Genomic DNA, 22316 nt, shown 5'->3' on the forward strand with positions numbered 1-22316 from the left:
TATGAAGAGAGAGTTTGATAATTTTGATGAATTTGCAAAAGATTACAGAGCTACACATGATAAATCTGTAGAAATAAGTGGTGCTGACAGTGATTATTTCAGTGAGTATAAAATATTAGAAGTTTTAAAATATGAACAAGCTAATGATTCAATAAGAATTTTAGATTTTGGATGTGGTGACGGGAATAGTTCGAAGTATTTTAGAAAATATTTTAATAATTCACAGATAGTAGGAATAGATGTTTCTGAGCAAAGTATAAAAGAAGCTAATCAGAAAAAAATTGAAAATGCCATATTTCAATCCTTTAATGGTTCTACAATACCATTTGACGATAACCAGTTCGATTTAATATTTACATCAATGGTTTTTCATCATATTGAACATAAATTGCATGAAAACATTTTAAATGAAATAAGAAGAGTTTTAAAACCAGGAGGTAGATTTTATAATTTTGAACATAATCCTAATAATCCTTTAACAAGAAAGGTTGTTAACGAGTGTCCTTTTGATGAAGATGCAGTTCTTTTAAAGCCTAGCTACCATAAGATGATAACCATTAAAAGTGGCTTAAATTTAAAAAATCTTAACTTCACTTTGTTCTTACCAAGACATAAGTTTTTTAAACCATTATTAGGATTAGAAAAAATTTTAACTTGGTGTCCAATAGGAGCACAGTATTATATTAGGTCAATTAAATGAGTGAACAAGTTAAAATATCAGTTGTTAGCCCGGTATACAGAGCTGAAAATATTGTAGATAAATTGGTTGAACGCATTGTTAATGCAATATCCAAAATAACTGACAGTTATGAAATAATATTAGTTGAAGACTGTGGTCCTGATAATTCTTGGAATAAAATTTTAGAGAATTGCTCAAAAAACTCAAAAGTAAAAGGAATTAAACTTAGTCATAATTGCGGACAACAGCATGCTATACAAGCCGGTTTGGATGCTAGTAAAGGAGATTTTATAATTACGATGGATTGTGATTTGCAAGATCAACCAGAAGAAATTATAAAACTTTATACCAAAGCATTAGACGGATATGAAATAGTTGTTGCCAGTAGAAAAAATAGGCAGGATGATGCGTTTAAAAGAATGCTCTCCCGAATTTTTTATAGCACTTTGGGTTATTTAACCGAAACTAAGCAAGATAGAACTGTCGCAAATTTTGCATGTTATCACCGTATTGCTGTTGATGCTATGGCTCAAGTTAAAGATCACAACAGATATTATCCAATGTTACAACAACTAGTTGGTTTTAATTACACTAAAGTAGATATTGAACATGCGGAGCGTGAGGATGGAAAATCTTCATATTCTTTTGGAAAAAGATTGAGGTTGGCTATGGATACAATTTTAACATTTTCAGACAAACCTCTTAGACTAGCTGTTAAGTTTGGTGTGTTACTCTCATTTCTATCCATTATAGCTGCAATAGTTATGGTTGTTCTTTACATTTATAGCGATATAATAGTAGAAGGTTGGTCAAGTATTTTATTGTTGCTTACTTTTTTATCGGGTACAATTATTTCGGTTTTAGGTATGGTTGGTTTATATGTTGGTAAAACATTTGAGAGCGTAAAGCAACGACCAACATACATAGTTCATAAAACAAAAAATTAAAATTTCAAGCTATTTTTTCAGGAAGATAATTGCACATTTTGTTTATTAAGATTATCTTAAACAAGATTTTATTTTTTATGTGTAAAAAACACTTTTTAGTATTTCTAACGTTCATTGTATTTTTATTACAAAATATTGGTGCACAAACATTTGCTGATAAAAGTTTTTATTTAATAGATTCTCTAGATTTAAAAACACTTACAGAAAAAGATAAAGTTTTAATTGATACTTTATTACAAGAATATCATGAATCGAAAGAAGACACTTCAAAACTAAATTGTTTAAATGTTTTAATTTCTGAATGTGATAATGAAATATGGGTTCAATACAATAATTTATTAATTACTAAATCAAAGCAATTAATAAATAAAGAATCAAAAAACATTTATAAAAAACATTTAGCATCAGGCTATAATAATTATGGATTTTATTATTACAATAACGATAATATAACTAAAGCGATAAGCAATTTTGAAAAAGCTATACAACTAAGTGTTGAAATAGATGATTTAGCTGTAATTCCAACAGCATTAAATAATCTTGGATATATATTTAAACAGCAGGGAGATGTTTTAAAAGCTTTAGAGTATTACCATCGTTCGTTAAAGATTAATAGAGAATTAAATGAACAAGAGGAGGTTGCTTTATCATTAAATAATATAGGAAGCATATATTATTATCAAAAAGAATATGAAAAGGCTATAAACTACTATCGTGATGCTTTAATGATAGAGAAAGAACATGGCTCTAAAAAAGGAGTTGCAAGATTATATAGCAATATAGGATCAATTTACAAAGAGCAAAATAAAAATACCTTAGCAATTGATTACTTTAATCAAAGTATTAAAATTTATACAGAGATTGGTTATTCAAAAGGTATTGCTACATCTCTAAGTAAAAAAGCTTCTATAGAATTAAGTGAACTCAATGGTGAAAATGATGTAAAGACTTTAAATCAAATTTTAACAAAACATAAACAAGCTTATGAAATATTTAATGAGTTAGATGATAATGAAGGCAGGGCTTATTCTATGTGTAATATAAGTTTAACATTAGAAGCATTAAAAGACTTTACTGGGGCAAAAAAATATGCTGAAAAAAGTTTCAGAATTGCAAAAGAAATAGGCTATCCTGAATCTATAAAAAGTGCTGCCAATATTCTAAAAAATATAGCTGTAATTAAAAAAGATTTTGAAGAAGCATATTTAATGCAAGAATTGTTTTATCAAATGCAAGATAGTATAAGTAGTGAGTCTGTTAAAGAAGTTACTATACAGAAACAATATCAATATGAATATCAAAAGAAATTTATAAAAGATAGTCTAGCCACAGCAGAAGCTGAAAAAATTAAAGATTTAAAGTATAATCAAGAAATAAAACAACAACAAACCTATGTTTTGGTAGGTTTTATAGGATTATTACTTATGGGAATTGTTGCATTAGTTATTTATAGGGGATACCGCTTAAAAAAGAAAAGTAACTATCAGTTAGAAGAAAAAAATAAATTAATTGAAGAGAAAAATAAAGAAATTACAGATTCTATTACTTATGCTAAAAGGATTCAAGAAGCTATTTTACCTGCAAATAGCTTATTGAATAAACATTTAATAGATGGTTTTGTTTTGTATAAGCCAAAAGATATTGTTGCTGGAGATTTTTATTGGATGCACCCATTAGAAAATGACACTGTACTTATAGCGGTTGCAGATTGTACTGGCCATGGAGTTCCGGGTGCAATGGTAAGTGTTGTTTGCCATCATGCCTTAAATAGATCTGTAAGAGAATATAATTTAACAGAACCTGGATTAATATTAGATAAAACACGTGAATTTGTAATTGATACTTTTGCTCAAAACAATGAGTTTAATGTTAGAGATGGAATGGATATTGCAATTTGTGCAATTAATTATAAAAATCAAACAGTTCAATTCTCAGGGGCAAATAACCCCTTGTATATATTGAGTACAAATAATAATACTATTTCTAGCTTGCCTATTAGTTGCAAAATAGAAGAAGGATACAATACCGTTTTATATGAAATTAAAGGAGATAAACAACCAATAGGGAGTTATACAAATGAATTATCTCCATTCAAAACTCACACAATATCTATCCATAAAAATGATATGATTTATTTATTTACAGATGGATACGCTGATCAGTTTGGTGGTGAAAAAGGAAAAAAGTTAAAGTATAAAACATTCAAAAAATTATTAATGCTAAACTGTACGCAAAAAATGGACGATCAAAAAAACTTATTAAATAAATTTTTTAATGAGTGGAAAGGAGATATGGAGCAAGTAGATGATGTGTGTGTGTTAGGTATTAAGATTTAATTATTAAATTATTAAATTGGTTTTTTTTAGATAAGATATTACTTTTACCTTATGCAAAAATCAATTGTTTTTGGTGCAAACGGTTATTTAGGTCGGCATTTAGTTCATTATTTACAAAAAGATGGACATAATGTTTTAGCTTCTGGAGTTAGAGATAAATCTATCGATTCAATAGTTAATTACTTTAAAGCTGACATTTCATATGAAGAAGAAGTTGAACAAATAGATTTTAATGTTGATTACATATTTGTTTTTGCAGGATTAACAGGAACTAATGTCGCTTTTGATAATCCAAATAAATTTATTGATGTTAACGAGAAAGGCTTATTAAATATCCTTAATCATCATCGCCAAACAAATTCTAAAGCTAGAATTATTTACCCTTCAACTCGTTTGGTTTATAAAGGAGTGAAAAATAAATTTTTAAAAGAAGAAGATGAGAAAGAAGCTTTAACAATATACGCACAGAATAAGTTGTCTTGTGAAAGTTATTTAAAAATGTATGCTACTAATTTTGACATAGATTACTCCATTTTTCGTGTTTGTGTTCCGTATGGCAATGTTTTTAGTGATGACTATTCTTACGGAACAATAGGATTCTTTCTAAATAAAGCAAAAAACAATCAAAATATTACACTTTTTGGTAAAGGTGAGGTAAAACGAACATTTACTCATGTGGAAGACATTTGTTTATCAATAATTGAAACATTAAAAATACAATCAGATAAAAATTCAACATTTAACATAGGTAGCAAGGATAATTTTAGTCTCTATGAAGTTGCAGCTTTTTTTGCAAAAAAATACAATATTGAAATTGAATTAATTGATTGGCCTAAAATGGCTTTAAAAATAGAATCAGGCGATACCATATTTGATGATCAAAAATTACTGAGTTTAACAGCATATCAGTACAAAAATGATTTGAAAACTTGGTTAGAAAAAAATTAAATTGATGGCAACAAAAGAAAATCAAAAAACAAATATCAATATTCAAATAGATAATTACTTGTCAAATACGACTTTGTTAATATTAACATTTGTATTATCACTTGTCTACTTTGGATTTTCTCGTTTTTCTGATGGGTTTTATATGCATGATGAAATTGCAAACTTTAATGGAATGCAAAACTTTTGGGGAAATCCAATGTCAATCCTAGGGGCAAATTCAAAAACAGGATATAAATTATTTTTTGTTTTACCAGCTTTAGGAGGTTATTCTGTACTTCAACTTTTTAATAGTTTTTTAGCTGGCTTCACTGTTTTTTTCTCCTATAAAATTTTACAACAGCTTAAAAGTAAATATTCTTTAATAATCTTTTTCCTACTAGGGATTCAGCCTTTATGGTTTATGCTTTCTTTTAGGAGCTATGCAGAAATATTAGTTGCTTTTTTATTAGTATTAGCTACTTTTCAACATTTTAATAAAAAATATGTATTTGCAGCTCTTATTCTTTCATATGTCGCATTTACCCGACAAGAGTTACATGTATTATCAGGATTATATTTTATATACTTGGTAGCTAAAAAGCAATGGTTACCAGCAGTTTTAACAGGAACTTTTACAGTAATTAATTTTATAATAGGATTTGTACAAACTGGAGATTTTCTTCATGTTGTTAATGAAATTAAGACTTATTCGGAGCAATTAAAAGATGCATATCCTAGGCAAGGTTTTGATCATTATTTCTTGATGTCAAGTGTTATTTTTGGTTCATTAAATGTTGTTTTATTTTTTAATTATTTGGGTAGTTTAATTTTACAAAAAATTAAACCAGTATGGATATTGTTAATTCCCGTTTTAGTTGTCTTTCTTTTAAATTGTGCTTTTAATGCTCAGTTTATGGAGTTTAGTATTGGCAATGGAGGTAATTTAAGGTATCTTTTAACAATATCACCTTTTCTTGCAATTATTGGAGTTCTTTCTTTTGATAATTTAGCTTTATTAAAACCTAGATGGAAAATTGGTTTGTTTCTAATTCCATTAATTATACTAATTGCAGTTTATCAAACATATGATCATAATTTTATTAAACTAAATGAAGAAATTAGAAATTGGTCATCGCTAATCTTTGCATTATTAACTTTTGGTCTTATCTTAATACCTATTCCAATTAAACGATTGGTATTAATTATTTCTCTTTTAGCAATAGCAGTTGGCTTTTCTATAATAGATACTAGAAAAATTGAACCCGAAGAAAAAACTGTAAAAAAAGCAGCCAAATGGTTTAATGACCAAGTTAAAATATCAAAAAATCCTCAGCCTGGACAACAAGTTTTAATTACTGAAAATTCAAGGTTAGCAGTTTCTCATACTTTATTTTATTTTTATGCAGGTAAGAATGAGGCCGAATTTAAAAATAGACCAGTTTCTCTTGTTAAGGAGGCTACAGACACTTTAAAAGTTGGAGATTTAGTTGTTTGGGATTCACATTATGGAAATCGTCCAAAATTAAGACCAGGAAGCCAGCCATATGAATTTTATGAAAATGATCCTAAATTTCAAAAAATTCAGTATTATCAATCTAGTGATAGAAGGTTTACAATTGTATTCTTTTTAAAAGTTAAAGATTAATTATTAGCATATTTTAACGTTTTCAAAGTTGATAAAATACTATATTTGCCGAATGTTTAAAAAATGGCAACTTTTTTTAGTTTTAATTGTGTTACTATTCATTACAGGGTGTAGTAAGTATCAGAAAATTTTAAAAGGGAAGGACTTTGATTTAAAATATGAAACAGCTGTTTCTTTGTTTGAAAATGAAAAGTATGAGCGTGCATTACCTCTATTCGAAGAGTTAGTACCTTTGTTTAGAGGTACAGACAGAGCTGAAAAGGTTTACTATTACTATTGTTACTCAAATTATTATCTTGATTTTTTATACGAAGCATCGTATCATTTTAAGAAATTTTCAACTACTTACCCTTCAAGTAAACATGCCGAAGAGACATTGTTTATGAATGCTTATTGTCATTATTTACTTTCTCCAATACCTTCATTAGACCCAACAAATACATTTAACGCAATTAATGAACTCCAATTTTTTGCAAATACATACCCCCAACATGAATTAATAGATTCGACTAATACTTTGATGGATAAATTAAGAGTTAAATTGGAAGAGAAGTCTTTCGATAATTCTAAACAGTATTATAAAATATATGATTACAAAGCGGCAATAATTGCTTTAAATAATACTTTAAATGATTTTCCTGATACAAAACATCGAGAAGAAATCTCTCTTTTAATACTAAAATCCAATTATTATTTAGCAATTAACAGTATTAAAGAAAAAAAACTGGAAAGATTTAACAATACTATCGAAGCTTATTATACCTTTGTAGATTCTTTTAAAGAAAGTAAGTATTTAAAAGAAGCTGAAAATTATTATACAAAAACGACTGAGGAGTTAAATAAATTTAAACAAGAAAATTTATAATTATGAATTTCAAAACTACAAACGCAGAAAATTCTACTATTACAAGAAATATGGATGAGATTGAAAACGTTACAGGTAACGTTTACGAGTCATGTGTAGTTGTTGCTAAAAGAGCAAATCAAATTTCTGTTGACTTAAAAGAAGAGTTGACTAGTAAATTAGCTGAATTTGCATCTACTACTGATAATTTAGAAGAAATTTTTGAAAATAGAGAGCAAATTGAAATTTCTAGATTCTACGAAAAACTTCCAAAGCCAAACGCTATGGCGTTAAAAGAATTTATCGACGGTAAAGTTTATTTTAGAAAACAAGAACAACAAACAGAAGAAAAATAAGCGACAATATGCTTGCTGGCAAAAATATACTCCTAGGAATAACTGGGGGTATAGCTGCTTATAAAACAGCCTCATTAGTTAGGCTGTTTAAAAAAAATGGAGCAAATGTTAAAGTAATTTTAACACCTGCTGCTAAAGAATTTGTAACTCCTTTAACATTAGCAACTCTTTCTGAAAACCCAGTTAATTCAAGTTTTTTTAATGAAATCACTGGAGAGTGGACTAATCATGTTGATTTAGGCTTGTGGGCTGATTTATTTGTTATAGCTCCAGCTACAGCAAATACTATAGCTAAAATGGCTAATGGTATTTCTGATAATCTATTACTTGCTACTTATTTATCATGTAAAAGCAAAGTGTATATTGCTCCAGCAATGGATTTAGATATGTACATACATCCTTCTACTACAAAAAATTTAATGACCCTCAAGAGTTATGGTAATGTTATAATTGATGCGAAAGAAGGAGAGTTGGCTAGTGGTTTAGTAGGAAAGGGTAGAATGGAAGAACCAGAACAAATAGTTGAAGATATTAAAAAAAATTTCAGAAAAGATAAATCATTGTTTGGTAAGAGAGTTTTAATAACAGCTGGACCAACTTTTGAAAAAATTGATCCTGTTCGATTTATTGGAAATAATTCATCAGGAAAAATGGGATTATTTTTAGCTGAGGAGGCATTAGAACTTGGAGCCGAAGTTACTTTAGTAATTGGACCAAACAATCTTGATATAAATCCTTTAATTAATTCTATTAAAATTGAATCGGCACAGCAAATGTATCATGCAGTTCATAATAATATTGACGATGCTAATATTATTATAATGTCAGCCGCTGTTGCTGATTATAGTCCGAAAAATGTTAGCGATATAAAGATTAAAAAGAAAACAGATTCACTAACTATAGAGCTTGCACCAACAAAAGATATTTTAAAATCTGTTGGGGAAATTAAAAAGCAAAATCAATTATTAGTTGGATTTGCCTTAGAAACTAATGATGAGAAAGAGAATGCTATTAAAAAGTTAAATTCTAAAAACTTGGATATGATTATCTTAAACTCACTTAATGACATAGGTGCAGGCTTTGGACATAACACAAACAAAGTTACAATTATCGATAAAAACAATAATGTAGAAGATTTTGAGTTAAAATCTAAAGCATTAGTTGCGTCTGATATTTTTAATAAAATCATATCTTTACTTAAACAGTAATAAATACATTTTTAATGAATCATTTACTAAGAATAATATTAATTTTTGTATTCTCTCTTTATTTCAATTCACTAGTAAATGCTCAAGAGTTAAACTGTAATGTTCAAGTAAATTCTTCTCAGGTTACAGGTTCTGATAAAAGTATTTTTGATGTAATGCAAAAGGCTATTTATGAGTTTATGAATAACCGTAAATGGACTAATCATGTATATAGTAATCAAGAACGAATAGAGTGTACTATACTTATTAATATTACAGAACAGGTATCAGTTGGTTCATTTAAAGCTACAATTCAAGTTCAATCAAGAAGACCAGTGTTTAACTCTTCTTACAACTCAACTTTGCTAAACCATATTGATAGAGATTTTGAATTTACCTTTAATGAATTTGATCAATTAGACTATTCAGAAACTACTTTTATTTCTAATTTAACGTCAACGCTCTCATTTTATGCATACATGATTTTAGCATTAGATTATGATTCATTTGAGTTGAACGGAGGTACTCAAAACTTAATTAAAGCACAAACTATTGTTACAAATGCACAAAGTGCACCAAATACAGGATGGAAGGCTTTTGAAGATACTAAAAATAGATACTGGATGGCTGAAAATTATTTAAAGCCAAACTATGCTGAACTTAGAAAAACCTTTTATAATTACCATAGATTAGGTTTTGATATAATGACTAAAGATGCAAGTGAAGGAAGAAAAGTAGTATTTAATTCATTAAAAAATTTGGAAAGCGTATTTAACTACGACATGAATTCTTTTCAATTACAACTTTTTTTTAATGCTAAAAAAGATGAGTTGATTGATTTATTTAAAGAAGCTCAACCTTCTGAAAAAGCAGAAGTAGTTCTATTGCTCAAAAGAATTAACCCTGCAAATGGAAATGATTACGAAAAAATCTTAAAAAAATAATGTTAAGTTATTTATATATAGCAAACTACGCTATTATTGAAGAACTTAAAGTGGACTTTAATGATGGTTTTACTGTAATTACAGGAGAAACAGGAGCAGGGAAGTCTATCCTCCTGGGTGCTTTGTCGTTAATTTTAGGGAAAAGAGTTGATACATCTGTTTTAAACGATAAATCAAAAAAATGTGTGATAGAAGGAGTTTTTAAGATAATTGAGGAGAAACATGCTTCTTTTTTCAGTTTAAACGACTTAGATATTGATAATGAAACGACTGTTCGAAGAGAAATATCTCCTACGGGTAAATCTAGAGCTTTTATAAACGACACCCCAGTAAATTTAACTGTACTTAAAGAGTTTTCTGAATTATTGATTGATATTCATTCTCAACACCAAACGCTTCAAGTGAAAGATGTTGATTTTCAACTTAATGTTGTTGATTCTTATGCTGAATTATCTAATAAAGTAATCCTTTATAAAAAAGAATTCAAAAAATATATTGCTTTAAAAAGAGCTTATGAGAATTTAGTTAACCAAGAAAAAACAGCAAAATCGGATGTTGATTATTTAACTTTTCAATTAAATGAATTATTAGCACTTTCATTAAAAGAAAACGAGCAAGAAGAACTAGAGGCACAGTTAGAAATAATTAATAATTCAGAAGAAATTAAAGAAGTTTTACAGTTTTCTGTTGAAGCATTTAATAATTCTGACAATAATATAGTAAGCACAATAAAATCTATACAACAATCATTTAGCAAACTAAGTCATTGCTCAGAAGATTATAAAAATATTTCGGAGAGATTAAACTCTACATTTATTGAAGTTGCCGATATAGCTAGAGAAATAGAATTGTTAAATGACAATTCTGATTTTGATACAGATAATGCAGAATATATAAACCTTCGGCTAAATTCGATCTATAGCTTAGAACAAAAACATCATTTATCTAATTCAAATGAATTGATTCATCTTCAAGAAACGTTAAAAGATAAATTGGCTAAAATCAATTCTTTTGATGAAGAAATTGAAAATCATTTAAAAGAATTAGAATTAAAAGAAAAAGAACTAAGAGATATAGCAAAACAACTTTCAGCTAAACGAGTAAAATCTTTTGCTAAACTATCAAAAGAAATATTAACCAACTTATCGGAATTAGGAATGGCAGAAGCTTCATTTGAAGTTAGGCAAACATTGAGTGATAAATTAAATGAACATGGCTTAGATGAAATTACATTCTTATTTTCAGCCAACAAAGGTTTTTCACCAATAGAGTTGCATAAAGCGGCATCAGGTGGAGAGCTTTCCCGATTAATGTTAACCATTAAATCAATTTTAAGTAAAACAACAGATATTTCTACTATTTTATTTGATGAAATTGATACAGGAGTATCTGGTGATGTTGCTGATAAAATGGGGAGCATAATGAAACAGATGAGTAGTTCGATGCAAGTTATAGCAATTACTCATTTACCCCAAGTTGCAGCAAAAGGTAATCATCATTATAAAATTTCAAAGAAAATTACTAATGATAAAACAATAACTACATTATCAGTTTTATCTAAGGAGGATCGTATAAATGAATTAGCTAAAATGTTAAGTGGTAAAGAATTAACTAAAGCAGCTAGAGAAAATGCTAAAAATCTTATTTCAAATTAATATATTTGCAATTATTATGAAAAATAAAAAATATATAGTACTCTCTTTTGTCCTGGTATTTTTAGTTTCAATTTCATTACCATCATGTAATCCTCACAGAAGAGGAAGTACTGCTGGGCAAATAGGTGCAGGAGGAGGAAAGAAGTATCATAGAACACCAGCTTCTGCCAAAAGAAGAAGAACAAGCAAGTATAATTAAGAAAATATAAAAATGGCAAACGATTTATTAAAAGGTAAAAAAGGAATTATCTTCGGAGCATTAAATGAAAATTCAATAGCATGGCAAGTTGCAGAAAGAGCACACGAAGAAGGTGCTGAATTTATTTTAACAAATGCTCCAATAGCATTAAGAATGGGAGAGTTAAATGAACTTGCTCAAAAAACTAATTCTGACATAGTACCAGCAGATGTAACTTCAATTGAAGATTTAGAAAACCTTTTTAATAAGGCTGAAGAAAAGTTTGGTAAAATTGATTTTATATTGCATTCTATTGGAATGTCGATTAACGTTAGAAAAAAAATACATTACACTGAAGCTAACTATGAATACTACCATAAAGCAATGGATATTTCTGCCATTTCTTTTCATAAAGTAATGAAAGTAGCTAAGCAAAAAGATATAATGAATGAATGGGGTTCTATTTTAGCACTTTCATTTATTGCGGCTCAATTATCTATACCTGGTTATAATGACATGTCTGATGCGAAATCATTATTAGAATCTATAGCTAGAACTTTTGGCTATTATTATGGAGTAGATAAAAAAGTTAGAATAAATACCATTTCTCAATCGCCAACTAAAACAACAGCTGGTGGTGGAATTAAAGGTTTCAACTCTTTATATGATTATGCTGATTTAAATTCACCTTTAGGAAATGCACCGGCATTAGACTGTGCGAACTATTGTATTGCAATGTTCTCCGATTTAACTAAATATGTAACTATGCAAAACCTTTTCCATGATGGAGGTTTTTCTAGAACTGGAGTTACAGATAAGATGATGCATAAATTAGGATTTGAATAATTCAAATTTAATTATTTAAGATATAAAAAAAAGGCTACCAAATGGTAGCCTTTTTCTTTTAAAGTTGCTTTTTTAATATTATTTATCTTCTTCCTTAGAGTTGTCTTTTTTCTTTTTTCCTTTTACTACAGAGAATATTAACTCTTTTGTTACATCATCTAATTCAACTTTAATTGTATCCCCTGCATGAATAGTAGATTGAATAATTTCTTCAGCTAATGGATCTTCTAAATATTTTTGAATAGCCCTCTTTAATGGTCTAGCACCATAAGCTTCATCATATCCTTTATCTGCAATATAATCTTTCGCTTTTTCAGTTAAATCAATGGTGTAACCTAAGTCAGCAACTCTCTTATATAAATTATCTAATTCTATATCAATAATCTTGTGAATATCTTCAAGTTTTAATGAGTTAAACATTACAACATCATCAATCCTATTTAAGAATTCAGGAGCAAAGGCTTTTTTAAGTGCGTTTTGGATAACTGATGAATTATGCTCTTGTGCACTTTCTTTTTTAGCAGAAGTTGCAAAGCCTACACCTTGACCAAAGTCTTTTAGTTGACGAGCTCCAATATTAGATGTCATAATAATGATCGTATTCTTAAAGTTTATTTTCCTTCCTAAGCTATCAGTTAAAATACCATCATCAAGTGCTTGTAGCAATAAGTTAAAAACATCTGGGTGAGCTTTTTCTACTTCATCTAATAAAATAATAGAGTAGGGCTTTCTTCTAACTTTTTCAGTTAATTGGCCACCTTCTTCATAACCAACGTATCCCGGAGGCGCTCCAACCAATCTTGAAACAGCAAATTTTTCCATATACTCACTCATGTCAATTCTAATTAAAGCATCATCAGAATCGAATAAGTAGCGAGCTAAAACTTTTGCAAGCTGAGTTTTACCAACGCCTGTTGGACCTAAGAATATAAATGAGCCAATTGGTTTGTTAGGATCTTTTAATCCTGCTCTATTACGTTGAATTGCTTTTACAACTTTTTTAATTGCTTCATCTTGTCCAATTACCTTATCATGTATTTCGTCATACATTTTAACTAAACGATCTCCTTCAGCTTGAGCAATTCTTCTTGTAGGAATTCCAGTCATCATTCCCACAACTTCAGCAACATTGTCTTCAGTTACGGTTTCTCTGTTGTTTTTTGTTTCTTCTTCCCAAGCATTTTTAGCAACATCTAAATCTTTTAGTAAGTTACGTTCAGTATCTCTTAATTGAGCTGCTTCTTCGTATTTTTGGCTACGAACAACATGGTTCTTTTTCTCTTTTATTTCCTCGATTTTTTTCTCGATTTCAATAATGTTTTTAGGAACCTTTATGTTTGTAATATGCACTCTAGAACCAGCCTCATCCAAAGCATCAATTGCTTTATCAGGAAGGTGTCTATCAGTCATGTATCTATCAGTTAACTTCACACAAGCTTCAATTGCTTCGTCAGTATAGTTAACATTATGATGAGATTCATACTTATCTTTAATGTTGTTTAATATAGTAATGGTTTCATCAACAGAAGTAGGTTCAACAATTACTTTTTGAAAACGTCTTTCTAAAGCTCCATCTTTTTCTATGTATTGTCTGTACTCATCAAGAGTAGTTGCTCCAATACATTGTATTTCACCCCTTGCTAGTGCAGGTTTAAACATGTTAGAAGCATCTAAAGAACCTGAAGCACCTCCAGCACCTATAATAGTGTGGATTTCGTCAATAAACAAAATAATATCTGGAGATTTCTCTAATTCATTCATTACAGCTTTCATACGCTCTTCAAACTGACCTCTATATTTTGTTCCAGCAACTAAAGAAGCTAAATCAAGCGTAACAATTCGTTTTCCAAACAAAACTCTAGAAACTTTCTTTTGAGTAATTCTTAACGCTAAACCTTCTGCAATAGCAGATTTACCAACTCCAGGTTCTCCCAAAAGAATAGGGTTGTTCTTTTTACGTCTTGATAAAATTTGAGAAACTCTTTCAATTTCTTTTTCACGACCTACAATAGGATCTAATTTTCCTTCTTCAGCATATTTAGTTAAATCTCTACCAAAGTTATCTAAAACAGGAGTTTTTGATTTTACATCGCCACCCTTTTGAGCGCCAGCTCCACCGGAACCACCCATAAAACCTTTTCCATCATCATCTTCTTCATTATCTGAATTCGGGAATTCAGCTCTTGGCTGATTATCTTCTTCTATTAGATTCATCATCATTATTTCTTCTTTAATATCGGTATAAGATACATTAAATTTTGATAGCGTTTGTGCTGCTATGTTGTTTTCTTCCTTTAAAATAGAAAGTAATAAATGCTCAGTACCAATTATGTTGTTTTTAAAAACCTTAGCTTCTAAATAAGTGATTTTAAGCACTTTCTCAGCTTGCTTTACTAAAGGTATATTAGTTAAATGACTAGCAGTTCCATCACCAATTTTGGTTGACTGTTCAATTTGTTTTCTTAAAACCTTTAAATCAACCCCCAAAGAGTTTAATATTTTAACAGCTAGGCCATCACCTTCTCTTATAATTCCTAATAATAAATGTTCTACACCTATATAGTCATGTCCAAGTCTTAAAGCCTCTTCTTTACTGTAGGTGATTACATCCTTAACCTTAGTCGAAAAATTTGCATCCATAATCTGAAATTTATTTAAATCTTATTAAAGTTAAGACTTAATGGTATATCTCAAAAATAATTATAACGTCATTATTAAAGTCTTAAATAAACACCCCTTTTTTCAACAAAAATTTGTTAGTAAGTAAGGTGTTTTTTTGCGGTCTAAAACTAGCAATTTTGTGTACTTTCGAGAGATTGAAAAAAAAAGCAAAACGCACAAAATAATTAAGTAAAAAATATGGCAGACGGAGAAAAAATTATTCAGATAAACATTGAGGATGAGATGAAGTCAGCTTACATTGATTATTCAATGTCAGTTATTGTTTCTAGAGCACTTCCAGACGTAAGAGATGGTTTAAAACCAGTTCATCGTAGAATATTATATGGAATGTTAGATTTAGGAGTACGTTCAAATAGTGCACACAAGAAATCTGCTAGAATTGTAGGAGAGGTTTTAGGTAAATATCACCCACATGGAGATACTGCTGTTTATGATTCTATGGTACGTATGGCTCAAGAATGGTCATTACGTTATATGCTCGTTGATGGACAAGGTAACTTTGGTTCTGTTGATGGAGATAGTCCTGCTGCGATGAGATATACTGAAGCAAGGTTGCGAAAAATTGCTGAAGAAATGTTATCTGATATAGATAAAGATACCGTTGATTTTAGGTTGAATTTTGATGATTCTTTACAAGAGCCCACCGTTTTACCAACAAGGGTACCTGCTTTATTAGTTAATGGAGCTTCTGGTATTGCTGTAGGTATGGCAACGAATATGGCCCCTCATAACTTAACCGAAGTTATAGATGGAACAATTGCATTCATTGAAAATAGAGACATAGATATCGAAGGTTTAATGAAATACATTAAAGCTCCTGATTTTCCAACTGGAGGTATAATATATGGTTACAATGGTGTTAAAGACGCTTTTGAAACAGGAAGAGGTAAAATTGTAATGCGTGCAAAAACTGAACTAGAAGAAACTAATTCAGGAAGAATGCAGATTATTATTACTGAAATTCCATATCAAGTTAATAAAGCAGAAATGATTAAGAAAACTGCTGACTTAATTAATGATAAAAAAATTGAAGGAATTTCTGATATTAGAGATGAGTCGGATAGAAATGGAATGCGTATTGTTTATGAACTAAAACGTGATGCAATTGCTAACGTTGTTTTAAACAACTTATTTAAATATACTGCTTTACAAACTTCATTTAGTATAAACAATATTGCTTTAGTTAAAGGCAGGCCAGAGATGTTAAATCTTAAAGATTTAATTCGTGAGTTTGTTGAATTTAGACATGAAGTAGTTGTAAGAAGAACTAAATATGAATTAAAGAAAGCTGAAGAAAGAGCTCATATTTTAGAAGGTTTAATTATTGCTTCTGATAATATTGATGAAGTAATTAAAATTATTAGAGCTTCTTCAAGCCCAGACGAAGCTAGAGAAAACTTAATCGAAAGATTTAATTTATCTGATATTCAGTCTAGAGCTATCGTTGAAATGAGATTAAGACAATTAACAGGTCTTGAACAAGATAAGCTTAGAAGTGAATATGAAGAAATCATGAAATTCATCGAAGATTTAAAAGATATTCTTGCAAACGAAGGTAGAAGAATGCAAATAATAGCTGATGAATTACTTGAGATAAAAAATAAGTACGGTGACGAAAGAAGAAGTGTGATTGAGTACGCTGGTGGAGACTTTAGTATTGAAGACATGATTCCAGACGAAGAAGTTGTTGTTACAATTTCTCACTTAGGCTATATGAAACGTACATCATTAGACGAATATAAACTACAAAATAGAGGAGGAGTAGGTTCTAAAGGGACAGCTACAAGAGATGCTGATTTCTTAGAAAACTTATTTGTTGCTACTACACATAACTACCTATTGGTATTTACCGCTAAAGGAAAATGTTTCTGGATGCGTGTATTTGAAATACCAGAAGGAAGTAAACAATCGAAAGGAAGAGCAATACAAAACTTAATTAACATCGAACCTGATGATAAGGTATTAGCTTACATCAATGTTAAAAACCTGAAAGATGAAGAATACATTAATAATAATTACATTATTATGTGTACTCAAAAAGGTATTATTAAGAAAACAACTTTAGAAGCTTATTCTAGACCACGTGTTAATGGTATTAATGCCATTACAATTCGTGAAGAAGATCAATTATTAGAAGCGAAATTAACATCTGGAGAAGATGAAATCATGATGGCACTTCGTTCAGGTAGAGCTATTCGTTTTAACGAATCGAAAGTTAGACCTATGGGTAGAAATGCTTCAGGTGTAAGAGGAGTAACTTTAGCAAACGATAAAGATGAAGTTGTTGGAATGATAACTGTTCCTGATTCAAGTAATGAAGTACTTGTAGTTTCAGAAAATGGTTATGGTAAACGTTCTGAAATAGAAGACTATAGAGTTACAAATAGAGGTGGGAAAGGAGTTAAAACAATTAATGTAACGGAGAAAACAGGAGATCTTATTTCTATTAAAAACGTAACAGATGATGATGATTTAATGATTATTAATAAATCTGGAATTGTAATACGTTTAGCTGTAAAAAGCTTAAGAGTAATGGGAAGAGCAACTCAAGGTGTTCGTTTAATTAGTTTAAGAAATAATGATAGCATAGCTGCAGTTGCAAAAGTTGAGCATTCAGAAGATGAAGAGGTTGTTGAATTAAATGAAGACGGGACTATAAAAGAAAACCCAACTAACGAAGACACAGATAACAACGAAAATGGCAAGGAACTTGATACTGATGATCAAGAATAAAAACAATAAAAAAGAAAAGATGAAAAAAACTATTTTAACAATCACAACTGTTGCTATAGCATCATTAAGTTATGCTCAAAAGGCAAAAGTAGTTAGTGCTTATAATTATAATAAGGCTTTTGAACGTTCTCAAAAATGTTCAGAGTTAAAAGAAGGATTGGATGCTATTAATATGGCTATTGATCATGAGCAAACTAAAGAATGGGCTAAAACATGGTATTATAGAGGTAATTTATACTTTAATATTTTGGCAAGTAAAGATGCTTGTAAAGATATAGATGCAGAAGCATTGGATAAAGCAACCGATTCTTACATGAAAGCCTTGGTGCTTAATTTTGAGGATCCTGAATTGAAAAAATTAGATTTAGAAAAAGAGGATGGATCTGATATTATGAAGTTTTATGGTGCTTTACAAAACAAAAGTAAAGTTGATGATGAAATGTACACTATGGATATTATGGGTAGAAAATTACCTGGTTTAGCTGGTGAACATGGAAATGCAGGAATTGATAAATTCCAAAACAAAGATTATGCTGGTGCAAAGGAGAGCTTTGGAAAATCATTGATGTTAAATCAGTTAGGAGGTAAGTTAGATACAATGATGATGTATAATACTGCTTTAGCTGCTGAATATTCTGATGATACAGAAACAGCAAAGCAGATTTATGATGGTTTAATCATGATGAAATACAACATTGATGGTAATGGACCAAACTTATATCGTTCTCAAGCTAACTTATATAAAAAAGAGGGTAACGAAGAAAAAGCTGCTGAATATATTAAAAAAGGAAGAGCAGCTTACCCAAGTGATTATAATTTAATTGTAGCTGAATTAGATGGCTACTTAAAAGAACAAAAATACGAGGAAGCGTTACAAAACTTAAATTTAGCTATTGAAAACAACTCATCTAACGAAGTGTTATATTTTGCTAGAGGGACTGTTTATGAAGCTTTAAAAAATGAAGATAATGCTGTTGCCGATTATAAAAAAGCAATTGAATTAAAGCCAAATTATTTTGATGCGGTATTTAATTTAGGTGCATATTACTTTAATAAAGGAGCTGACAAAGTAAATGAAGCAAATGCATTACCTTACAATGAAACTAAGAAGTTTGATGCAGTAAAAGCAGAAGCTAAAGTTGCTTTCGAAGCATCTATTCCTCACATCGAAAAGGCTAACGAAATTAAACCTGAAGATGTTGATACAGCTAATATGTTGATTAAAGTTTATACTCAAACTGAACAATACGACAAAGCAAAAGCAATTAAAGCTAAATATCAATAATTGATATTACTGTTTATAGAAAACAAAAAAGAGAGCGATTAGCTCTCTTTTTTGTTTTCTATAATTTCCATTTAAAGGTTTGTAAAACTATATTCCAATTTTCAGGAGTGCTTGCATTTACCTCAATTTCTTGGTTAGTAAAAGGATGGATAAATTTTAATTGTTTTGCATGGAGTAACAGCTTATCAAAGGAAAATTCATTGGTAAATGTTTTATTGTAGTTTCTGTCGCCATATTTATGATCTCCAATTATCGGATGATTAATTTTATTCAAATGCTTTCTAAGCTGATGCATACGGCCAGTTTTTGGAGTTAATTCAATCAAGCTATATCTTGATTTATCGTATGGAGTAACGGGCATATCCCATTCGTAGGTGGAAAGTGTTTTGTATAGGGTTAAAGCTTCTTTATAAACGCCAGTATCATTATTTTTAATTGGGGTGTCAATTACACCTTCATCACTACAAAAACCTCTAACAATTGCGATGTAAAGTTTTTCTATTTGCTGATTAGAAAACAATTTTTCAAAAGCTTTTGCTGCTTCTGATGATTTACCAAAAATTACAACACCTGAAGTTTTTCGGTCTAAACGATGGAGTGGAGAAACTTTAAATAGTAGCTGTTCATTTAATAATTCAACTAGTGTAGGGTCTGTTATGTTCCTTGCGTAATAAGAGGGATACATTAAAACATCATTTGGCTTGTTCACCACAACAATATAATCATCCTCGTGTAAAATTTCAATAGCCATAAAAAAAGTTAAAAAATGAGAAGAAAAGGAGTGTTTTTAAGTTCAGTATATTAATTATCAATATTTTTACTTTATTAAATGTATATACAATTAAATTCATGACTTTTTCAATTCCTGAACTAAATGATAAAAATAAATTAAAACTTATTTTTTATGATTCAGCAAACTTAATTAATGAAAAGCATTGGGAAGCAATAAATAATAACCAAAATATTTATTTATCATTAAACTATTTAAAAGCCTTAGAAAGTGCTTTGAAACATGATATTCCTTTTAGATACATTCAATTTTACAACGATAAAGACGAGCCTGTAGCCATAGCAATTGCTCAAATGGTAAGATTTGTAGACAAGGGTTCGAAATATAGTGAGCAATTATGTATATTAAGTAGTCATCTAAAAACTAAGATTTTAAACTCTTTAGATATAAAAGTTTTGGTTTGCGGAAACGTTTTTGCTTGTGGAGAGAACGGTTTTATGTATAATGATAAAATAAGCCACGAAGAAGCTTACGACAACTTAAACATAGCTTTATATCGGTTAAGAAAATCAGAAAAAATAAATGGGCAAACATCAATGGTGTTACTTAAAGAGTTCTGGCCATCAAACTTTCAATACAGCGATCATATTAAACAAAACAAGTATAGAGAGTTTATGATTGATGTAAATATGATTTTAAAGATTCATCCAAGTTGGAAAACTATTGATGATTATCTGAATAGCATGACAGCCAAATTTAGAACAAAGGCTAAAGGAGTATTTAAAAAATCAGCCCAAATTACTATCAAAGAGTTTGACTTGATAGATGTGTTAAAATATAAAGATAGGATAGAGGAGTTGTATTTATTGGTTTTAGAAAAATCAGATTTTAGTGTTGGGGCATTAAATGGTGAAGCTTTTTATAATTTAAAAAAGAACTTAACAGATAAGTTTATCATAAAAGGGTATTTCTTTAAAGATGAATTAGTTGGTTTTAGTTCAGCCTTTATATCTAATGGAAATATTGATGCAAACTATATAGGTATAGATTATAACTATAATTATGATTATGCTGTTTATCAAAAAATGTTGTACGATTTTGTAGCCCTGGCTATTAATAAAAATGTAACTGAATTAAGATTAGGTAGAACTGCAGAAGAAATAAAAAGTTGTTTGGGTGCAGAGCCAACTAATATGAAACTTTATATTAAGTTAAGAAATACTGTTTCTAATAAATTAATAAAACCAATAATTGAATCTATCTCACCAAGTGAATTTGAATTAAGAAAACCTTTTAAAGCTGATTTTAGTTAATGGATTCATTGACTCAAATAGTATTAGGTGCAGCTGTAGGGGAGGTGGCTGTAGGAAAAAAGGTAGGTAATTGGGCTATTTTATGGGGTGGAGTTGCTGGTACTATTCCAGATTTAGATGTGTTTGCCAAATATTTTACAGACAATGTAACTGCATTAGAAATTCATCGAGGTTTTTCACATTCCATTTTGTTTAGTTTAATTTTTGCACCCATTTTTGGTTGGATTTTAACTAAAATTCATAAGAAGCTAGACGCAACATGGAAAGATTGGACGCTATTGATGTTTTTAGGCTTATTCACACATCCTTTGTTGGATGCTCATACAACATGGGGTACTCAACTTTTTTGGCCATTTGAGTATAGAATAGCTTATAAAAATATTTTTGTTGCAGATCCGCTATATACGTTGCCCTTTTTAGCCTGTGTAATTGCTCTTATGTTTTACAAAAAAGAGAGTTTCAAGCGTAAAAGAATAAATCAATTTGGATTAATAATTAGTAGTTTTTATATGTTACTAACTGTTGGTTTTAAGTGGTTAGCTTATCCTAAATTTATAAATACACTCAATAAAGAAAAAATCGAATATTTAGAAGTGAAAACTAGACCAACACCACTTAATTCTATATTATGGAGTGCTAATGTGAAATTAAAAGATGGTTTTATTACAGGCTACTATTCATTACTTGATAAACAAGAAGATGTAATTTACTCTAAATTTATTCCTCAAAACTTACATTTGCTTGGAAACATGATTAATGAAAAGAAGGTAAAGCAATTAATAAAGATTTCTGAGGGGTGGTATACTCTAGAAGAGAGGGAAGGGAAATTATTACTCAATGATTTAAGATTTGGACAAAATGGTATTGACGCAGAAAATTCTAAGTTTATTTTTAGTTTTGAATTGAAATATAACGATAAAGGAGAGTTTGAAGTGATAGAGCAACCTAGAACTTTTAAGCAGGGTGGAGCATTAATTGGTTCTTTATTTGAACGAATAAAAGGAATATAAAAAAAGCCGTTTCAATCGA

At 29.5% G+C, this 22316-nt stretch carries 18 protein-coding genes; 16 read left to right on the forward strand and 2 right to left on the reverse strand.

The genetic code is table 11. The annotated features are described in order from the left end of the window. Position 1 precedes the first annotated feature (1 nt). The 12 genes from FRY74_RS04405 to FRY74_RS04460 all read left to right on the forward strand — a co-directional run bounded on the left by FRY74_RS04405 (position 2) and on the right by FRY74_RS04460 (position 12544). Positions 2-700 carry a class I SAM-dependent methyltransferase gene (locus tag FRY74_RS04405; RefSeq protein WP_147099020.1) on the forward strand — a complete coding sequence of 233 codons (699 nt, stop codon included), beginning with the start codon at positions 2-4 and terminating at the stop codon, positions 698-700. Beyond that, positions 697-1626 (forward strand): glycosyltransferase family 2 protein, encoded by a 930-nt coding sequence (locus FRY74_RS04410; protein ID WP_147099022.1) that lies wholly within the window; start codon positions 697-699, stop codon positions 1624-1626. The genes FRY74_RS04405 and FRY74_RS04410 overlap by 4 nt, the downstream gene beginning before the upstream one ends. Before the next feature lie 77 nt (positions 1627-1703). Continuing rightward, positions 1704-3962 carry a tetratricopeptide repeat protein gene (locus FRY74_RS04415; protein ID WP_147099024.1) on the forward strand — a complete coding sequence of 753 codons (2259 nt, stop codon included), beginning with the start codon at positions 1704-1706 and terminating at the stop codon, positions 3960-3962. Positions 3963-4013: 51 nt separating this feature from the next. Beyond that, positions 4014-4910: an NAD-dependent epimerase/dehydratase family protein gene (locus FRY74_RS04420; protein ID WP_147099026.1), complete on the forward strand. Its 897-nt coding sequence runs from the start codon at positions 4014-4016 to the stop codon at positions 4908-4910. A gap of 4 nt (positions 4911-4914) precedes the next feature. Next, complete coding sequence (locus FRY74_RS04425) at positions 4915-6534, forward strand: hypothetical protein (protein WP_147099028.1); 1620 nt, start codon at positions 4915-4917, stop codon at positions 6532-6534. A 52-nt stretch (positions 6535-6586) separates the two neighbouring features. Then, a complete protein-coding gene (locus FRY74_RS04430) occupies positions 6587-7399 on the forward strand; it encodes an outer membrane protein assembly factor BamD (protein ID WP_147099030.1) in 813 nt (270 codons plus the stop codon). 2 nt (positions 7400-7401) lie between these two features. Continuing rightward, a complete protein-coding gene (locus FRY74_RS04435; RefSeq protein ID WP_147099032.1) occupies positions 7402-7734 on the forward strand; it encodes a DNA-directed RNA polymerase subunit omega in 333 nt (110 codons plus the stop codon). 8 nt (positions 7735-7742) lie between these two features. Beyond that, entirely contained in the window at positions 7743-8942 is a 1200-nt protein-coding gene (gene coaBC, locus FRY74_RS04440) for a bifunctional phosphopantothenoylcysteine decarboxylase/phosphopantothenate--cysteine ligase CoaBC (protein WP_147099034.1), read from the forward strand. 14 nt (positions 8943-8956) lie between these two features. Next, positions 8957-9865: a type IX secretion system protein PorD gene (gene porD, locus FRY74_RS04445; RefSeq protein WP_147099036.1), complete on the forward strand. Its 909-nt coding sequence runs from the start codon at positions 8957-8959 to the stop codon at positions 9863-9865. Then, positions 9865-11520, forward strand: a complete 1656-nt coding sequence (gene recN, locus FRY74_RS04450; protein WP_147099038.1) for a DNA repair protein RecN — start codon at positions 9865-9867, stop codon at positions 11518-11520. The genes porD and recN overlap by 1 nt, the downstream gene beginning before the upstream one ends. Positions 11521-11536: 16 nt before the next feature. Next, positions 11537-11719 carry a hypothetical protein gene (locus FRY74_RS04455; RefSeq protein ID WP_147099040.1) on the forward strand — a complete coding sequence of 61 codons (183 nt, stop codon included), beginning with the start codon at positions 11537-11539 and terminating at the stop codon, positions 11717-11719. 12 nt (positions 11720-11731) lie between these two features. After that, entirely contained in the window at positions 11732-12544 is an 813-nt protein-coding gene (locus FRY74_RS04460) for an enoyl-ACP reductase FabI (RefSeq protein ID WP_147099042.1), read from the forward strand. 78 nt (positions 12545-12622) lie between these two features. On the opposite strand, the gene FRY74_RS04465 is transcribed toward FRY74_RS04460, so the two are convergent. Beyond that, positions 12623-15184: an ATP-dependent Clp protease ATP-binding subunit gene (locus tag FRY74_RS04465; protein ID WP_147099044.1), complete on the reverse strand. Its 2562-nt coding sequence runs from the start codon at positions 15182-15184 to the stop codon at positions 12623-12625. A 219-nt stretch (positions 15185-15403) separates the two neighbouring features. On the opposite strand from FRY74_RS04465, the gene gyrA reads away from it, so the two are divergent. Both gyrA and FRY74_RS04475 read left to right on the forward strand, forming a co-directional pair. Beyond that, the gene (gene gyrA, locus FRY74_RS04470; RefSeq protein ID WP_147099046.1) at positions 15404-17959 is read left to right on the forward strand and encodes a DNA gyrase subunit A; all 2556 of its coding nucleotides are present in this window, start codon (positions 15404-15406) and stop codon (positions 17957-17959) included. 19 nt (positions 17960-17978) lie between these two features. Beyond that, positions 17979-19244, forward strand: a complete 1266-nt coding sequence (locus tag FRY74_RS04475) for a tetratricopeptide repeat protein (protein ID WP_170227946.1) — start codon at positions 17979-17981, stop codon at positions 19242-19244. Positions 19245-19302: 58 nt separating this feature from the next. Here the strand turns inward: FRY74_RS04475 and FRY74_RS04480 are convergent, their stop codons facing one another. After that, a complete protein-coding gene (locus tag FRY74_RS04480; protein WP_147099050.1) occupies positions 19303-19995 on the reverse strand; it encodes a pseudouridine synthase in 693 nt (230 codons plus the stop codon). Positions 19996-20093: 98 nt separating this feature from the next. On the opposite strand from FRY74_RS04480, the gene FRY74_RS04485 reads away from it, so the two are divergent. Together FRY74_RS04485 and FRY74_RS04490 are read left to right on the forward strand one after the other, a co-directional pair. Further along, positions 20094-21287, forward strand: coding sequence for a hypothetical protein (locus FRY74_RS04485; protein ID WP_147099052.1), 1194 nt, complete (start codon positions 20094-20096; stop codon positions 21285-21287). Continuing rightward, positions 21287-22297 (forward strand): metal-dependent hydrolase, encoded by a 1011-nt coding sequence (locus FRY74_RS04490; protein WP_147099054.1) that lies wholly within the window; start codon positions 21287-21289, stop codon positions 22295-22297. The genes FRY74_RS04485 and FRY74_RS04490 overlap by 1 nt, the downstream gene beginning before the upstream one ends. Positions 22298-22316 lie beyond the last annotated feature (19 nt).

Source organism: Vicingus serpentipes, assembly GCF_007993035.1.
In the GTDB taxonomy this organism is placed as follows: Bacteria; Bacteroidota; Bacteroidia; order Flavobacteriales_E; family Vicingaceae; genus Vicingus; species Vicingus serpentipes.

What these genes read in the sequence shown, in the direction of transcription:
- FRY74_RS04410 (WP_147099022.1), top strand. Translation starts at nt 697, where the DNA reads ATGAGTGAACAAGTTAAAATATCAGTTGTTAGCCCGGTATACAGAGCT.
- FRY74_RS04460 (WP_147099042.1), top strand. Translation starts at nt 11,732, where the DNA reads ATGGCAAACGATTTATTAAAAGGTAAAAAAGGAATTATCTTCGGAGCA.
- FRY74_RS04490 (WP_147099054.1), top strand. Translation starts at nt 21,287, where the DNA reads ATGGATTCATTGACTCAAATAGTATTAGGTGCAGCTGTAGGGGAGGTG.
- FRY74_RS04465 (WP_147099044.1), bottom strand. Translation starts at nt 15,184, where the DNA reads ATGGATGCAAATTTTTCGACTAAGGTTAAGGATGTAATCACCTACAGT.
- FRY74_RS04435 (WP_147099032.1), top strand. Translation starts at nt 7,402, where the DNA reads ATGAATTTCAAAACTACAAACGCAGAAAATTCTACTATTACAAGAAAT.
- porD (WP_147099036.1), top strand. Translation starts at nt 8,957, where the DNA reads ATGAATCATTTACTAAGAATAATATTAATTTTTGTATTCTCTCTTTAT.
- FRY74_RS04430 (WP_147099030.1), top strand. Translation starts at nt 6,587, where the DNA reads ATGTTTAAAAAATGGCAACTTTTTTTAGTTTTAATTGTGTTACTATTC.
- FRY74_RS04455 (WP_147099040.1), top strand. Translation starts at nt 11,537, where the DNA reads ATGAAAAATAAAAAATATATAGTACTCTCTTTTGTCCTGGTATTTTTA.
- FRY74_RS04475 (WP_170227946.1), top strand. Translation starts at nt 17,979, where the DNA reads ATGAAAAAAACTATTTTAACAATCACAACTGTTGCTATAGCATCATTA.
- FRY74_RS04415 (WP_147099024.1), top strand. Translation starts at nt 1,704, where the DNA reads ATGTGTAAAAAACACTTTTTAGTATTTCTAACGTTCATTGTATTTTTA.
- FRY74_RS04420 (WP_147099026.1), top strand. Translation starts at nt 4,014, where the DNA reads ATGCAAAAATCAATTGTTTTTGGTGCAAACGGTTATTTAGGTCGGCAT.
- gyrA (WP_147099046.1), top strand. Translation starts at nt 15,404, where the DNA reads ATGGCAGACGGAGAAAAAATTATTCAGATAAACATTGAGGATGAGATG.
- FRY74_RS04485 (WP_147099052.1), top strand. Translation starts at nt 20,094, where the DNA reads ATGACTTTTTCAATTCCTGAACTAAATGATAAAAATAAATTAAAACTT.
- recN (WP_147099038.1), top strand. Translation starts at nt 9,865, where the DNA reads ATGTTAAGTTATTTATATATAGCAAACTACGCTATTATTGAAGAACTT.
- FRY74_RS04405 (WP_147099020.1), top strand. Translation starts at nt 2, where the DNA reads ATGAAGAGAGAGTTTGATAATTTTGATGAATTTGCAAAAGATTACAGA.
- coaBC (WP_147099034.1), top strand. Translation starts at nt 7,743, where the DNA reads ATGCTTGCTGGCAAAAATATACTCCTAGGAATAACTGGGGGTATAGCT.
- FRY74_RS04480 (WP_147099050.1), bottom strand. Translation starts at nt 19,995, where the DNA reads ATGGCTATTGAAATTTTACACGAGGATGATTATATTGTTGTGGTGAAC.
- FRY74_RS04425 (WP_147099028.1), top strand. Translation starts at nt 4,915, where the DNA reads ATGGCAACAAAAGAAAATCAAAAAACAAATATCAATATTCAAATAGAT.